Genomic DNA, 15359 nt, shown 5'->3' on the forward strand with positions numbered 1-15359 from the left:
GAGATCGCTCCTGCAGCCACGCGCACTTGTTTCTATGTCTTTGACGTTACTACCAGGGCGATCACCCGAACCGAGAACTTGATCCCCAGATAACGCCGGGTCCGAACAAGATCACCGACTCGCCGGCATGGAGCCAGCGCAGAGCGGCCAGGTCGCGGATCTGGGCCGCGGGCAGCTTCGGGGAAGCGGCGAAGTCGAACTCCTCCAGAGTGACCTGCTGCTCGAACTTCGCCTTCTGCAGGCGCCGTTGGAAGGCGACCGTCTCGCGGCGGGTGATCTCGTCCTGGCAGAGGACCTGCAGGAAGTCCAGGTGGCCGAGTTCGCCGCCGTGGGCCTGGATCAGCCGCGCGTCCAGGGTCTCCAGCATCCCGGACAGCCGAAGCGCCTTGAGCGACTCGCGCAGGGCTGTGTCCATCACGCTCATCGAGCAGCCTCCTCGGCGTCATCACGGCCCGGGGTGCCCTCGGGCTCGCCGGAGGTCTGGGAGGGGATGCTCGCGGCGAACAGGCCCTCGGGGCCGTGGAGGAAGGCCGCGGCCCCGGCGTCGCCGGTCTCCGGCTCAGGGTCGGTCTCGGTGCCCGCGATCAGGATTCCCTTGATGGTGCGGTAGGAGGGGTCACCGACCGCGATGGCCTTGGTGCAGGCCGCCTCCAGCCGCTGATCGCCGTACTTCTTCCGCAGCCCGAGGATCCCCTGGGCCGCGCGGAGCCGGTAGAGCGCGTTGACCTCCAGCAACTGGTCGATCACCTCGCGGCAGGCGTCGCCGACCTCGGAAGACTGGCTGCGGCACCAGATCGGCGTCTTCATCTGGAAGGCGATCTTCTCCGGCGGGTAGTCGTTCTTGTCGGTGCGCTTGCCCTGTTCGAGGGCGGCGTGGGTCTTGACCAGCTCGCCCTCGTGGAAGACCTGGACCATGGTGGCGGTGGAGCGAACGTCGACCTTGCGGCCGATCAGCTTCCATGGCACTGAGTAGAGGGTGCGGCCGACCTTGATGTGGATGTCCGGTCCGACCGCGGCGGTGGACCAGCGGGCCAGCACGAACGGCTTGTCCGGCACCGGCAGCAGGGCCTTGGCCTCCACCGCCTCGAACACCGACAGCGGACTCGCACCGCCCAGCGGGCGGCACTGCCTGCGACCGGCCGTGCCGGCCGACCACGTCAGGGCCTCGGCCTGCATCTGCTCGACCGAGGTGAACTCCCGCCCGCTCCAGAACGAGTCGCGGACATACGGCATCGGCCGCTCGACCCGCGGCTTGTCCTTCGGCTTCGCTGCCCGGGCCGGGTCGACCAGGGCGCCGTAGTAGGTCGCAAGCTCGGCATACGACTTGTTGATCTTCGGATCGTAGAGGTCCGGCCGGTCCACCGCCGTGCGCAGGTTGTCCGGCACCAACCGCCGCGGGACACCGCCGAAGAACCGGAACGCTTCGACTTGGGACTGAGTCCAGGCGTTCTGGTCCATGTGAACCACCGGACGGACGAACATGTGCCGCGAGCAGGGCAGCACCATCACGAACGCCCAGATCCGGTGCCGCTTCCCGGTCGACGGGTTGATCCACTGCCCCAGGAAGCCGTAGTCGATCTGGGCCTCCGAGCCCGGCTCGACGTCGTCCCGCAGCACCGTCACCTTCGACCGGGCCGACTCGTCCGGGAGATTCTCGGTCACCCACCGGCGGAACGTCGACAACGACACCGCCAACTTCCCCTCATCTCTGAGGCGTTGATGGATCGTGGTCACCGTGGTCGTCTCCAGCAACCCCTTGACCAGGTCGCGGTGCGGCTCGATCTCCGCCCACGTGACCTGGTTCAGCCGGCGCCGGGCCAGCTCCGGGAACCAGCTTTTGATCAGCTTCCCCCAGTCCGCCTCGCTCATCGGCGGCCCACCCGGGGCCATCCCGGACGCCTCCGCCGGCGCCAGATACTTCCTGATGGTCTTGCGGTCCACCCCCAACGAGGCCGCGAGCTGGTTCTTCGACCGGCCCGCGTACCAGTGGACGTAGATCTCGACGATGTCGACCACGGTGAACGTTCTCCTTGCCATCCAGAGTGTCCGTCGACCTCTCGGCCTGTCGGTCGAGGGACGGTGACGACTCCGAGACGGTCAGGACCCTCAACCCGGCTCGGGGATGCCCAGGGGGAACTTGAACGATTCGGATGGAACGATCACTCGCAGGTCAAACCACCTGATCTGGGGTATTCCAGGCTTCCACCGTGGTCAACTTCCCCTTGGGGACTCGTGACCGCGCCCCTGGCCAATTCCGTGACCACGAAGCCTCAGAAGTAGAGGAAATCGCTGACCGTTCACAGGTGGGCACGTACGTGCCGGCCGAGGACCGTACCCAGGTACGTGCCGAGCCCGACCGGGAGCGTCTGGAGCGGTTGGCTCCGGCTCAGCGGGAGGCGCTGAAGCTGCTGCTGGACGGTCTGGATGGGCACTGGTCGCTCGACGGGCTGGCGTCGCTGGTGTACGGGGTGCCGAAGATCCAGGCAGGTCTGCCGCTGCACGCTCCGGCGTCTCCGGAGCTGAAAACCGCACAGCGGGAGCTTTTCGTGCTGCTGTACGAGCTGCTGGTGGGAAGGGACACCGGTCCCCGGCTTCCCACCCTGCTGCTGGCGCTCGGGGCGGACCGGATTCGGTCGCTCCTGACCGTCGCGCAGCCGGGGCGGCCGGGGGCGGTTGGCTCGGCCTCTTGACTGAAGAGGTCGAGGGCCGAGTCGGAGCGGGCTGCTCCGGCCCGGCCCTCGGTGTTGCATCACTCTGCCGGCCCGCGCCGACCCTCCGCGTTGGTTCAGATTGCCGGCCGAAGTCCGATACGGGTGAAGATCTCGTCTGCAGTCTCGGCCCCCTACTCATGGCCCGAAGAGCCTCATGGAGCGCGCGTTCTTCTCAAAGTCGAGCGAGTGTCGGCGACGGGTGAAACGAGGTTCTGGATCACTTTCCGTGCTGATCTGGCTGACCATCACCGACAGTGGCCGGGCCGGGTGCCGGTCACGCGGCGAGGAGCACACGCTTGCGCAGGAGATCCAGGCCCGCCCGGCCGAACATCTGCCGCTTCAGCATCTTGATCCGGTTCACCTGCCCCTCCACCGCACCCGAGCTGAACGGCATGACACGGCAGACTCAACCCCGCCACCACCGCCCCAAGATCAGAACCGATCCCGTTCACGAACGACACCAACTCGGGCACGTCGGTGCCCTTCACCTGATCGATCCAGCCAGCCAGCTGGTCGCGGCCGGTGCGGGCGGCCATCATCTCGGCGAAGGTCCGGACGTGGTCAGCGGTGGTATCGAGTTGGGGCAGCGGGCAAGGATGCCCTTGAGCTTGAGCGTCTTGTCCGGGGTGAGGCTGTCGGGGTGGCGGGTGATCCAGGAGGTCACGTCGCGGACCGAGGGCGGCCGGGTGGAACGGTCCTGCGGCTGGGCGCCGGAACGCAGGGGTCGCAGGTAGTCGCGCAAGACCGTCAGGCCGCCGGTGTAGCCGGCGGCCTTGATCTCGTCGAAGAGCGTCTTCGCGGTGGTGCAGCCCTCCTGCCACCGCTGGTGGAGGTAGGGCTTGTAGTCGTCCAGGACACTGGCGCGGCCCTGCCACTTGCCCGCGACGAGTTCCTCGGGGGCGGCGGCGCGGGCGAACCTGCGCACCGTGCCACGAGCCAGGCCCAGCCGACGGCTGATCTCCCACCGGGACAGACCCTGGTCGAGCAGGGCATGCACGGCATCGTGCCGGTCGCGGGTGCGGTCCGCGTATCGGTGAGCGCCCCGGTCCGCCTTCGCGGTCGCGGTGATCTTCTCCAGTTCGGCGAGGGCCGCCGCGGATTCCTCGGGAGTGGGGATGTGGGCCGGTTCGCGCAGCTGGGTGGAGTGTCGGGTGACGCAGCGTTCCACGGCTTCGGTGAGGTTGTGGAACAGGTGCCAGCGGTCCGCGACTTGGACCGCGTCCGGGGCGCCGAGGCGGGCGCCTTCGGCGTAGCCGATGGCGCGGTCGCGACAGATGACCTCGACGCCGGGGTGCTCGGTCAGCCAGCGGGCGAGCGTGGCGGCCTCGCGGTCGGGCAGAAGGTCGACGGGACGGCGGGTCTCGATGTTGATCAGCACGGTGCCGTAGACATGGCCCTTGCGCAGGGCGAAGTCGTCAACTCCGAGCACCCGTGGTGTCGTTGTCTGGGGGTCGGGCATCGCGCGGACCAGTCGCAGCAGGGTCGAGCGGCTGACTTTTGAGCTGAGCACGTCGGACAGTCTGGCGCCGGCTCGGCCGGCCAGCATCAGCGCCACCGTTTGCAGGATCGTGTGCAGCCTCAGGCTCCGCCGCCCGTGGCGGAAGGTGAGGCCGGCGACCTGCTCGACGAATGTCGCCCGGGGACACGACGTCGTGGGACAGCGGAAGCGCCGGACCTGCAGCTTCACGATCACCCGGCGACCACCGATTGCGGAGTCTGCCAAGCGGCGCTCGTAGCGGCTGTGGACCCGACGTGATCTGGCACCGCAGGCCGGACAGAGCGCCTCGGGCGCCCGCGCGCAGGCCGAGACGGTCACGGTATCGCCGCCGATCTCGATGTTCGCTATCTCCAGGTCGTCCAGGTCCGGGAGCAGGACTTCCTCAGCATCCAGGCCGTTCACGGTCAATGATCATCACGCACGTGGTGCCGTCCCAGCCGGAGAGCATCGAAAGTGATCACAAGTCGTTGGTGTCGTTCGTGAACGGAATCGGTTCTGATCTTGGGGCGGTGGTGGCGGGGTTGAGTCTGCCGTTCAGCTCGGGTGCGGTGGAGGGGCAGGTGAACCGGATCAAGATGCTGAAGCGGCAGATGTTCGGCCGGGCGGGCCTGGATCTCCTGCGCAAGCGTGTGCTCCTCGCCGCGTGACCGGCACCCGGCCCGGCCACTGTCGATGATGGTCAGCCAGATCAGCACGGGAAGTGATCCAGAACCTCGTTTCACCCGTCGCCGACACTTGGCCATGTTGCTCTTGATTCCCACCTGGTGCTGCTTCCTCCGGGCTTGCATCGCCCAGTCTCCAGGTGTCCAACCTCAAGGGGAAACTTCACTTCTCCGGTGCCCGGCATCCCGGACAGGTGCCAGGCGACGCCGGGATTTCGCGGTCTGTCCCCCACGCTCTGTCCTCGTCACTCGCTCCCTGCAGCGGCGAGGACAGCACGGCGCGTCAACACCCGGGCCAGGTGAGCCCGGTACTCGGGCGAGGTGCTCAGGTCGTACATCGCCGAGGTGCCCTCGGCCGCCGCCTCGGCGGCCCGCCCAACCGCCTCAGCAGTGGCGTCCGCACCGGCCAGCGCCACCTCGACTGTGGCCGCCCGCAGTGGGGTGGCGCCCATGTTGGTCAGCCCGACACGCGCCTCGGCGATACCGCCGTTCTCGCGACGTACCGCCACAGCCACGCCGACCAATGCGGGAGCCTGCGCGGAAAGACGGAACTTCTCGTAGTGGAAGCCCCAGCCCTCTCCCAGCTTGGGCACCCTGCACTCGACGAGCAGTTCGTCCGGCTTCAGCGCGGTCGTGAGGCAGTCGACGAAGAACTCGGCAGCCGGGATGGTGCGCCGCCCGCGCGGGCCCTCCGCCACCAGCTCGCCGTTCAGCACCAGCACCACCGGGGGCAGGTCGCCGGCCGGGTCGGCGTGGGCAAGTGAGCCCCCGAGGGTGCCGCGGTGGCGGACGGCGGGGTCGCCGACCGTCTCCGTCGCAGCGGCCAGCAGCGGGGCATGGCGGCGGACCAGCTCGTCGTGGATGACGTCGTGGTGGGTGGTCATGGCGCCGATGACGAGCGAGTCCGCCTCCTCCCAGACGCCGCGAAGCTGCGGCACCCGGTTCACGTCGACCACCAACTCCGCACGGGCGAGTCGCAGCCGCAGCATCGGCAGCAGGCTCTGGCCGCCGGCCAGCACCTTCGCCTCCTCGCCGCCCTCGGCCAGCACACGAACGGCCTCTCCAACGCTTGCTGGGCACGCATAGTCGAATACCGCGGGGAACACGCCACACCTTCCTGGTCCTGAGAGTCCTGCGCGGGCCGGACGCGCAACGCGCGTCGGGGCGCGGGGTCGCTACCATCTCCCGGACCAGCGGCATGAGTGTGCTCACCCAGCCGATCGGAGACGCTGATGCCGCCCATCCGGTCCCGCTGCCCCGCAACCATCCGGACGGCCCCGGCGGGCTGTGCCTTGCCGACCGCATCAGGGGCGGCCGACTCCGTGATGGTCATGCCAACGCTGCCTCACTGCTCGTGGCCGCTCCTCGTCCGGCTTCCAGCTCAGCAGCCGCGGCGAGCACGGCCTGAACGATGTTCTGGTAGCCGGTGCAACGGCAGAGGTTGCCCCGCAGCGCATGCCGGATCTCCTCCGGACGGGGATCAGGGTTGTGCCGCAGCAGATCGCGGGCGGCCATGATCATCCCCGGAGTGCAGTAACCGCACTGCAGGGCGTGCTGCTCGTGGAACGACCGCTGCAGCGGATGCAACTCGGTGCCCTGTGCGAGCCCCTCGATGGTGGTCACCTCACCGCCGTCCGCCTGGACCGCCAGGACCGAGCAGCTCTTGACGCTCAGCCCGTCCAGATCGACGGTGCACGCCCCGCAGTTGGCGGTGTCGCAGCCGATCGTGGTGCCGGTCAGGCCCAGCCGGTCTCGCAGGTACTGGACGAGGAGGAGCCGGGGTTCCACCTCGTCCTCGTACGTCGTGCCGTCGACGTTCACCGAAATGCGGTTCATGCGTACTCCCTTCAGTGCGGAGGAGCGCCACCAGAGTCGGCGCTCCGCGTCTCCGGGGCTCGACGCCCGGCGCGCAGGCTTCTCGCCCGCTCGGATCAGCGGAAGATGCCGTGCGGAGCAATGCGGCAGCGGTTCGCGGAGCGCCGCGGCCGTCTGCCCGAGGAGAGTGGGACCACAACGCGAACGCGGCCCTTCCGGAACGGATCAGCTCCCCAGCAGCTGTTCGAGACGGAGGGCCACCGTCTCCTCCCCCTCGGCCGTGAGCGCGCGGGGGTCCACCTCGAGCTGCCCGAGGTGCATTTTGAAGTCACGCAGGTAGATCGATGGGGTACTGCCGACCAACTCCTTGACCAGGCGCTCGGCGCTCCATCCGCTCGGATGTCCGTCGATGTCCATGAGCACCCGGAAGATGCCGCGCCCCGACTCGTCCTGGAGAACGCGGACGGGCAGCCCGGGAATCCTCTGCAACCGCTCGGCAAGCCGGGTCATCCGCGTGCGCTGAGCCTCTGCCCGCTCTTCGGCCGAGCCGGACGTGAATTCCTCAACAGCCTGCAGCAGTCCGAGGAGGTTCTCCTTCCCGACCTTCATCGGCCGGGCGATCCCGTTGTACTGAGCCCGGCAGGCTGCGATCAGATCCGCCTTGCCGCAGATGAAGCCCGACGTGGGAGCGCCCATCACCTTCGGACCGCTATAGATCACGAGGTCGGCACCGGAAGCCGCCCAACCGCGCAGGTCCTCCTCGCCCGCGGCGTCCACGATGACCGGCACGCCGCGCTCGCGGCCCATGGCGACCATCTCATCGAGGCCGACTCCCTTGCGGTGAACCGCATGGGTGGTTGACGTGACGTACACGAGCGCGGCGGTGCGCGGCGTGATCGCACCGGCGACATGCCCGGCCAAGGTTTCGTTGACGCCTCCCACCTCTACGGCCCACCCTCCGCCAAGGGCGATCATCTGGCCGATAGGGGCGCCGCCGTAGCTGATGGAGTGGCCCTTCTGCAGCACCACCTCGTTCCGCCGCCCACCGGCGTCAGGCAACCGCTGGACGCCGAGAAGGTCGGTGCCCACGATGCAGGCGGCGACGGAGATCGCCACACCCGCGGCCGCGCCGGTGGCCGGGCAGGCGGCGTCGGCACCGGTGGCCTTGGCCAGGAAGCGGCCGGCCGAGTCCCAGAACTGATCGACATTCACCTGGTGCCTGGCGGCGTTGGCCATTGCCGCGATGACGCCGTCGCTCAGGGTGCAGCTGCCCAGCGGGGTCGAATTGGCCTGTGCGCTCACCACGGGCGTGACCCCGAGGTCGCTGTAGTCCATGTTTGCTTCCCTATCTACGTGTCAGTCGGACTTGGGGTGGGCGAGCGGAAGCGGCTGCACTCAGTTCGCGGACAGCGCCTCGTCCAGCCATTCGGTGAACCCCGTCAGCGTGGTCTCGTACAGACGCTCCATGCGCCGGCCCGGTCGGTCCATGGCACCGGACTTCACTTCCTGCATCGCATCGGCCAAACTGCGGGCGTCCGGCTCCCGCAGCACGATGCCCAGCCCCTCCGCGACGACCAGCTCACCGGAGTGACCGAAAGGGTCGATGATCGTGGGTGTTCCATGCAGCCATGTGTCGCGCAGTCGCAGACGTGCCGTCGTCTCGTTCTCCGCCCCGGGCTGGGTGACGCACACGTAACCCAGTGCGGCCTTCAGGTACTGGTCGCGCTCGTCGAGCGCGAGGGGTTGATCGTTGAGGAACACGCGGTCGCCGACGCCCAGACGTTCGATCTCGTCGGCGACCTTCGCGAGGGTCGATCTGGTGTCCGCGATCGGGGAGGCGTACATGAAGGCGGCGGTGGTGTCGATGCCGCGTTCACGCAGCAGGTGAACGGCCTCGACCAGCATCGTCGGCTGGTAGAAGGCCCAGACACCGCCCGTCCAGAGGAACTCCGCCATCAGCACTGGCTCCACGGCATCGGCCGCCAGCAGGCTCCGCCGACTGAATCCGATCGGCACCGTGGTGATCAGGTGGTCCAGGGTCCGGGAGCGGGCTACGTCGCTCGGCCTGATCCGACCGAACGCGCACAGCGTCGACAGCAGAGACACTCGTTCGACCTGCGAGCGGCACAGGAAGTGGTGGGTCACCTGCAACTGGCGCCGGTACGTCATGAGGTACCGCTGGTGCTCACCCGTGGGATCGTCCTGTGCGAGCAGTGAGGGAAAGTCCAGATGCTCGATAGGAGCCCGGCACTCACCGATGATCAGCTTGCGTTGCGAGGCGGCGAGTTCCAACCGGTCGCGATCCGCGCTGTCGAAGAAGACGACGGCATCCGCTTCCCGGATCGCCTTCCTGGCCCCTGTCCCCGTATCGACAGTCTCGGCCTCGCCCAGGTCGATGGTGTCGGGCTCCGCTGAGACGATCACGCGCACCCGGTAGCGGTGGCTGAGGACTTGGGTAACTTCGGCGAGGCGCAGACCCACCCCGGCGACTCCGGTCCGGGACAGGGAGTAGGGACCCGCATCGATCACTAGGACGGGTTTGTCCGACATTTGCTGCGCTCCTTCCGATCATGGGGGCCACCGAATGTGTCGCCCCGGGGCTCAAGAGAAGTCGAAGTAGTACGGGACGCCGAGCTGATCGCGAATGCGCCGACTGCCGTTCCCGTCCGTGCGTCGGCCGGACCGGGCGTGTCCGAACTCCACGGCCACCGCCTCCACGGCGGACTCGCGACCGCCCAGGAAGGTCAGTTCGTTCAAGCCAAGCCGGAGCACCGGACCCGGAACAGCGGGAAGGTCGACCTGCACGTTCACCCTGATGCCGTGCTCGTACAACGCCTGCGAGAACCGGTCGGTCTCCGCGGCATCGCCGATCTTCACCCAGACCTGATGGTTCTCGGTGACATTGCCCCCGTCGTCGGTGATCACACCGAATCCATCCGCACTCAGGAGCTTTCCGAAGTACTGGGCATTGCTGATGACCTGTTCCGCGTAGGAACGACCGAAGTGCAGGAACTCCACAGCGGCGAAGCCCAGCGCGAGGGTCTCGGCGAAGTGGTGACTGCTGAGCATTCTGAACTGAGCCTCCCGGAGCCGACCTTCGAGCTCAGGACGGCGGGTGAACAGCACGCCCTTGTGCGGGCCGGGAAAGGTCTTGTGCGTGGATCCCCCCATCGTGTCGGCGCCGAAGTCGAGAGGGTTGTCCAGAGCGCCACCCAAGACCAACCCCAGGGTGTGGCTGCAGTCGACGTGCAGCAGCGTATCCGGGGAGTACGCTTCTATGAGGTTGGCCACCCTGGAAACCTGCAGCTCATGGCGACTGTTCTGGAGATCCAGGTAGACCAGCCGGGGCTTGAGCCGGCGCAGGCTGCGCTCCAGATCGGCCTCGTCGACCGCGCCCTCCGTCACCGCCAGCGTGACCGAGGCGAAGCCCAGTCGGCGGGCCGCATCCGCCGTCGCGTAATGGCCGCCGGACGCCTCATCGATGGACAGGACCGTACCGCCGGGCTCGCCGCCCAGGCCCGCCAGGGCAATCATCATGGCCGACATGCCGGATATGGGGCGCACATTGATATGGGGGGCGCGGCTGAGTTCGGCGAGGCTGTCGACAGCCGTTTCCGTCTCCAGCCGAGCTGCCGGCTCTCCCCCTCGAAACTGCCAGAAGTCCGGGTCGAGCATGCTGTTGAAGAAGTACCGATGGTAGTAATCGCTACTGAGGGGCAGGCGCGCCAGCGGAGACATCCGGTTCTCGCTGGGAACCAGATTCACTGCGCTCTCGGCAGTCGCCGCATGGCGGCCGAACTCCGTCAGGAGCCTGCGAAGCTCCGATGTTTCCTTCACCGTTGCGCCCCTTGCGTGTCTGAGGATTCTCTCGGTGCCACCCGCCCCACCACGAGGACGGGGACTGCGTCGTGACTCAGGCAGCCGTTCGACGCGGAGCGAGTTCGTACAGGGCCCGTACCAGGTGTCGGGGTTCGTCCGCGCTGTCCTGGTACGCCGTGCGGCCGTGCGAGACCCGGTCGTTGCGGAAGACGAGCGCCTCCCCACGCCCCAGAGCCACTCCGGTGCGGTAGCGCGGATCTTCCGCCGCCGCCCTGAGGAACCGCAGCCCGCACTCCAGAGCGCCCGTGGGATCGGCTGCATGGCCCCAGGCGCAGGTGTCGTTGTCCGTGAATCGTGTGATGAAGGACCCGTCCGCCTCGACTGAGAAGACCGGCCCCGTGGTGCTGGCTTCAACTCCGAGAATCGTGGCGCGGCGTTCCAGCGCCGTCGGAGCCACCAGGGCATCGGCAGCAGTGCTGTCAACGGACAGCAGCGCGTGGAAGGCCGCCACCGCGTTGAAGATCAGGGTCTCCCCGCCCGCGTCCGCCGGCCGCACGCAGTACAGAACGCTGGTCCTGATCCTGCCGAGATTGTCGAGCAGACCGTCCACATGCCAGGCCTGACCATCGGTCGTACTGAATCCGGGATGCCGGTCCGTCGCACTTCTCTGAATTTCGTGGTATTGACTGGAGTACTTCCTCGCGCTTTCCACCATGTAGAGGTCGGGGATCACGGGTTCCCCTAGCCCCAAGGCAGAGGAAATCCCCTTAATGGCCGCCTTCGGATGGTCAGCGGAAGCATCGGAGCCGACCACACAGAATCCGTTTTCCTCCAGGACCTCGAGGATCTCCTCGACCGCACCGTCACCGCAGATGTCGATCCTGCGTCTGGTGTCGGGCTTGCGATAGTCCGCCTGAATCTGCTTCAACTTATTACCCCTCAGGGCTTACGGAACCGGGCGACAGCACCTCGACACCTGCTCATCCGATCCGGCGAGCCGCAGTAGGCACTCCCATTGGTAATTTTCCCGCACGTCAAGCCGCTGCGCTCTGTTCGTGGACGATGGCCAGAACGATGCGCGGACCACCACCGAGCCCTGGAGACGACACCCTGTACAGAATCCTCATTCCACTTGTCCCCGTCGTTCCGTGGTGCTCGGCTTCACACACGTCCCAGATCCTCAGCAGGTCGATTTGCCACGCCGGGGCAGAAATATCATCGTGGGATCAGGCGTGGAAGATCGCTCAAGTATCTTGATTGACCTGCCGTGGATTGTCCATCGGCTCTTCCACCCTGGCCGTCACGCCGACAACGGGCATTGGGCTCCTCCAGCTAGGAGTGTCAGCCGGCGGAACTGTCGTCGGTCCAGCCCTTGACCGCCCTCCACCACTGCGGGTGGTCCCGGTACCAGGCGACGGTGTCGGCGAGCCCCTCCTCGAAGCTGATCAGCGGGGCGTAGCCCAGCTCCTCCCGGATCTTCGTCTCGTCGATGGAGTACCGCAGGTCGTGTGCCTTCCGGCCGGCCACCGGCTGGATCATCTCCGCTCCGGCACCCAGGAGTTCGAGCAGCAGGTAGGTGAGCTCCAGGTTGCTGAGCTCGTCGCCGCCACCGATGTTGTAGATCTCGCCAGCCCGCCCGCGATCCAGGACCAGGGCGACGCCCCGGCAGTGGTCATCCACGTGCAGCCACTCGCGCACGTTGCGGCCATCGCCGTACTGCGGGACTTGCCGGCCCTCCAGCAGGTTGGTGATGAAGAGCGGGATCACCTTCTCCGGGTGCTGGTGGGGCCCGTAGTTGTTGGAACAGCGGGTGATCGAGACGTTCATGCCGTGGCTGCACCAGTAGACGCGGGCAACCAGGTCGGATGCGGCCTTGGACGCGGCGTAGGGCGAGTTGGGCAGCAACGGCAGGTCCTCCGTCCAGGAGCCCTCGGCGATCGAGCCGTACACCTCGTCGGTGGAGACGTGCACGACCCGGCCGACGCCGGCGGCGACGGCGTCGTAGAGGACCTGGGTGCCGAGGACGTTGGTGCGGAAGAACTCGGTCGCGCCCTCCAGCGAGCGGTCGACGTGCGACTCGGCGGCGAAGTGCAACACGGCGTCGTGGCCGGGCAGTAGTTCCCGCAGCAAGGCGGCGTCGCCGATGTCGCCTTGGACAAACTCCAGGCGCCCGTCGGCGGCGGGCAGGTTGTCACGGTTACCCGCGTAGGTGAGCTTGTCGAGGGCGGTGACCCGGGCTCCCTCCCAGCCCGGGTAGGCATCCGCCAACAGTTGGCGGACGAAGTGCGAGCCGATGAACCCGGCGGCGCCGGTGACCAGGATCCGCTTCACGCCGCCACCTCCACCCGGGTCTGGTCGCCGACGACCAGCCGGACGTGCTCGCCGCCCTGGGCCACGGTGCCGACCGAGGCGGAGCGACCGATCAGTGAGTGGCGAAGGTCCCGCACGCCGGTCAGAGAGACACCGTCCAGGACGATGGAGTCCTGCAACCGGGTGCCCGTCACCACGCAGTCGCGGCCCACCCAGGCGTACGGACCGAGTCGGCTGTCGACGACCACCGAGTCGGCGCCGATGACGACCGGCCCGGTGATCCGGAGGCGACGATCCGCGCGCCCGGCTCCACGACGACCTCCCCGATCAGCTCGCTGGCCTCATCCACCTGGCCCGCGACCGAGCGCCGCTCCGCGTCCAGCAGGTGCCGGTTGCACTCCAGCACGTCCTCGACCCGGCCGGTGTCCTTCCAGTAGCCGTCGTAGGTGTGAGCGCGGACCTCGGCACCGGAGTTCAGCAGCCACTCGACCGCGTCGGTGATCTCCAGTTCGCCGCGCGGGCCCGGACGGATCGCCGCCACGGCCTCGTGCACGGCCGCGGTGAAGAAGTACACCCCGCACAGGGCGAGGTCGCTGCGCGGCTCCCGGGGCTTCTCGAGAAGACCCACCACCTCCCCGTCCGGACCGAGTTCGACTACCCCGAAGCCACGCGGGTCGGCGACCCTTTGGACCAGCACCTGGGCAGCCGGGTGACGGCCGGCGAACTCCTCCCCCGCGGCCCGTATGCCGTTCGGGAGCATGATGTCGCCGAGGTACATCACGAAGTCGTCGTTGCCGAGGAAGTCCCGGGCGACCGCCACCGTGTGGGCCAGGCCGCGCGGGGCGTCCTGCCGCAGACAGGTGACGCGCGCGCCGAAGCCGGAACCGTCGCCGACGACGGCCTCGATGTCGGCGACGCGGTCGTTGAAAACGACGCCGATCTCGGTGACGCCCAGGTCCCGGATGTTGCACAGGACGTGGACGAGCACCGGCGTGTTGGCGAGCGGAATGAGCTGCTTGGGCATCGAGTAGCTGAAGGGGCGCAGGCGCGTGCCCGATCCGCCTGTCAGCACCAGCGCCTTCATGGGCTCAACTTTCTTCTCGGACGGTGTCCTGAGGCTGCGGACCGGCGTTCGCCGGCTCCCGCTCAGAGCAGGCAGGCCATCAGGCTTCGGGCTTCGACATTGACGTAGTAACCGGAGCGGATGAGCCGGTTGAGGAGGCCCAGGGAGACCCAGCGGTAGTTGTCCGGTGCGTCGACCATGTGGTCCTCGGGGACGTTCACAACGAGATGCCTGGTGTCCGCCCGCGAGAAGCGACCACCGTCTTCGGACTGCACGTTGTCCACCTGGATCCAGGATTCCGGCGGCTTCAGGTAGTCCGCCAGCGGAGGCAGGTCATGTGGTCCGGAGTTGTTCGCCGGGGCGAGTTGAACGGTGGCGGCGAGTTCCAGCCGATCGATGGAGCCGGGTTGGACCATCGCCTGGACGAGGAACCTGAGGTCGCCGGAGCGGCGCTGGCAGAGGAACGCGACGGTGTTCCCGGGCTTGGGTTCGAGCATCGGCTGCGACCAGGTGCTGACTTCCCGACTCGTCGCCGTGACCGACTGGCCGACGATGTCGAAGTACCGCCCCTCCCGGTGCCGGATCCCGTCCTCGTCGCAGGTCCAGTCCCGCAGGTCGCGCAAACTGACCCGCCTGACGTCCAGGTTGAACGTCGCCTTCTGGTCGATGAGCCAGCTCATGACGGCGGAGACCTCGGCGTCCGACCGCTGCGTGCGGTGTGATCCGACCACCTGGGAGTGGAAGTCGGAACCGAGCTGACCGGCCCCGCCGCGACCGTCGGCCAACGCGTACGAAATGCACGCCAGTACGGTGCGCGCGTTCATGTTCACGCGGTTCCCCAGCGCCAGTTGACGCCGTAGCTGGCCCAGGGTCATCCAAACGAAGTCGTCGCCCACGGCGACGTCCTCGTCGGCGGGGATCTCCACGATCATGTTCCGGTTCCGTTTGTGCAGGTACCAGGAAGCGTGTTCGGAGAGGAGTTGGTCGAACACGATCCGCCGGCCGTTAGAGTGGAGGAAGTAGTCGAGGTAGGGGGTGGACCTGCCCCGGTGGACCCGCTGGTAGTTGCTCGGGGTCGCCTGGACGGTTGCCGAGTACTGGACCAGGGCGCTGTTCCCGGGCTCCATCTTCGCCTGCATCAGGAAGTGCAGGATCCCGTTGATTCGCTTGACCAGGATGCCCAGGATTCCTATCTCGGACTGGACGATGATGGGTTGGAACCACTGCGGCACCGGGCCGAAGTCCGTCTGCACGGCGAGCCCCTCGATCGCGAAGAAGCGCCCGGAGACGTGTGCGAGGCGATCGTCGAGGCGCCAGTCCGCCAGAGCCCCCAGCGGCACCCGGTCCACTCTGTAGGAAGAGGCCGCCGACCGTTCCCTGAGAAAGAGGTCAGGATCGGAGGTCTCCGGACTGCTCAAGGCCAGGGAGGATGTCAGGAAACCGTCGGAGTCAAGGGCCCCGGTCGACATGCAGTCAGTACC

The 15359-nt window shown here is 67.6% G+C and carries 14 protein-coding genes and 1 pseudogene; 2 read left to right on the forward strand and 13 right to left on the reverse strand.

Annotation, left to right across the window (positions count from 1 at the left end):
* Positions 1–61: 61 nt before the first annotated feature.
* Positions 62–424, reverse strand: coding sequence for an ATP-binding protein (locus ACIOJE_RS38760; protein ID WP_400783023.1), 363 nt, complete (start codon positions 422–424; stop codon positions 62–64).
* Positions 421–2016, reverse strand: coding sequence for an IS21 family transposase (gene istA / locus ACIOJE_RS38765; RefSeq protein ID WP_400783039.1), 1596 nt, complete (start codon positions 2014–2016; stop codon positions 421–423). Before istA ends, ACIOJE_RS38760 begins: the two co-directional genes overlap by 4 nt.
* A gap of 257 nt (positions 2017–2273) precedes the next feature.
* Between istA and ACIOJE_RS38770 the strand changes: the two are divergent.
* Positions 2274–2690: pseudogene (locus ACIOJE_RS38770) on the forward strand (hypothetical protein); the annotation flags it as partial.
* Positions 2691–3246: 556 nt separating this feature from the next.
* Here the strand turns inward: ACIOJE_RS38770 and ACIOJE_RS38775 are convergent.
* On the reverse strand, positions 3247–4611 hold the full coding sequence (locus ACIOJE_RS38775) for an ISL3 family transposase (protein ID WP_280683759.1): 1365 nt from the start codon (positions 4609–4611) through the stop codon (positions 3247–3249).
* Between the two features lie 5 nt (positions 4612–4616).
* On the opposite strand from ACIOJE_RS38775, the gene ACIOJE_RS38780 reads away from it, so the two are divergent.
* Positions 4617–4856, forward strand: a complete 240-nt coding sequence (locus ACIOJE_RS38780) for a hypothetical protein (protein WP_280683929.1) — start codon at positions 4617–4619, stop codon at positions 4854–4856.
* Between the two features lie 260 nt (positions 4857–5116).
* Here ACIOJE_RS38780 and ACIOJE_RS38785 read toward each other — a convergent pair whose 3' ends face one another.
* The 10 genes from ACIOJE_RS38785 to ACIOJE_RS38830 all read right to left on the reverse strand — a co-directional run bounded on the left by ACIOJE_RS38785 (position 5117) and on the right by ACIOJE_RS38830 (position 15347).
* The gene (locus ACIOJE_RS38785; RefSeq protein ID WP_280683757.1) at positions 5117–5977 is read right to left on the reverse strand and encodes a xanthine dehydrogenase family protein subunit M; all 861 of its coding nucleotides are present in this window, start codon (positions 5975–5977) and stop codon (positions 5117–5119) included.
* A gap of 223 nt (positions 5978–6200) precedes the next feature.
* Positions 6201–6707: a (2Fe-2S)-binding protein gene (locus ACIOJE_RS38790; RefSeq protein ID WP_280683755.1), complete on the reverse strand. Its 507-nt coding sequence runs from the start codon at positions 6705–6707 to the stop codon at positions 6201–6203.
* A 204-nt stretch (positions 6708–6911) separates the two neighbouring features.
* A complete protein-coding gene (locus tag ACIOJE_RS38795) occupies positions 6912–8021 on the reverse strand; it encodes a hypothetical protein (RefSeq protein WP_280683754.1) in 1110 nt (369 codons plus the stop codon).
* A gap of 60 nt (positions 8022–8081) precedes the next feature.
* Positions 8082–9236: a hypothetical protein gene (locus tag ACIOJE_RS38800; RefSeq protein ID WP_280683749.1), complete on the reverse strand. Its 1155-nt coding sequence runs from the start codon at positions 9234–9236 to the stop codon at positions 8082–8084.
* A gap of 51 nt (positions 9237–9287) precedes the next feature.
* A complete protein-coding gene (locus ACIOJE_RS38805) occupies positions 9288–10523 on the reverse strand; it encodes a hypothetical protein (protein WP_280683747.1) in 1236 nt (411 codons plus the stop codon).
* A 76-nt stretch (positions 10524–10599) separates the two neighbouring features.
* Positions 10600–11433: a TauD/TfdA family dioxygenase gene (locus tag ACIOJE_RS38810; protein WP_280683746.1), complete on the reverse strand. Its 834-nt coding sequence runs from the start codon at positions 11431–11433 to the stop codon at positions 10600–10602.
* A 413-nt stretch (positions 11434–11846) separates the two neighbouring features.
* Positions 11847–12836: a dTDP-glucose 4,6-dehydratase gene (gene rfbB / locus ACIOJE_RS38815; protein WP_280683745.1), complete on the reverse strand. Its 990-nt coding sequence runs from the start codon at positions 12834–12836 to the stop codon at positions 11847–11849.
* Positions 12833–13012, reverse strand: a complete 180-nt coding sequence (locus ACIOJE_RS38820) for a hypothetical protein (protein WP_348534146.1) — start codon at positions 13010–13012, stop codon at positions 12833–12835. Before ACIOJE_RS38820 ends, rfbB begins: the two co-directional genes overlap by 4 nt.
* Complete coding sequence (locus tag ACIOJE_RS38825) at positions 13006–13899, reverse strand: sugar phosphate nucleotidyltransferase (protein WP_348534145.1); 894 nt, start codon at positions 13897–13899, stop codon at positions 13006–13008. The genes ACIOJE_RS38820 and ACIOJE_RS38825 overlap by 7 nt, the downstream gene beginning before the upstream one ends.
* 62 nt (positions 13900–13961) lie before the next feature.
* A complete protein-coding gene (locus ACIOJE_RS38830; protein WP_280683923.1) occupies positions 13962–15347 on the reverse strand; it encodes an NDP-hexose 2,3-dehydratase family protein in 1386 nt (461 codons plus the stop codon).
* Positions 15348–15359: the final 12 nt, after the last annotated feature.

Source organism: Kitasatospora sp. NPDC087861, assembly GCF_044742585.1.
Taxonomy (GTDB): Bacteria; Actinomycetota; Actinomycetes; order Streptomycetales; family Streptomycetaceae; genus Kitasatospora.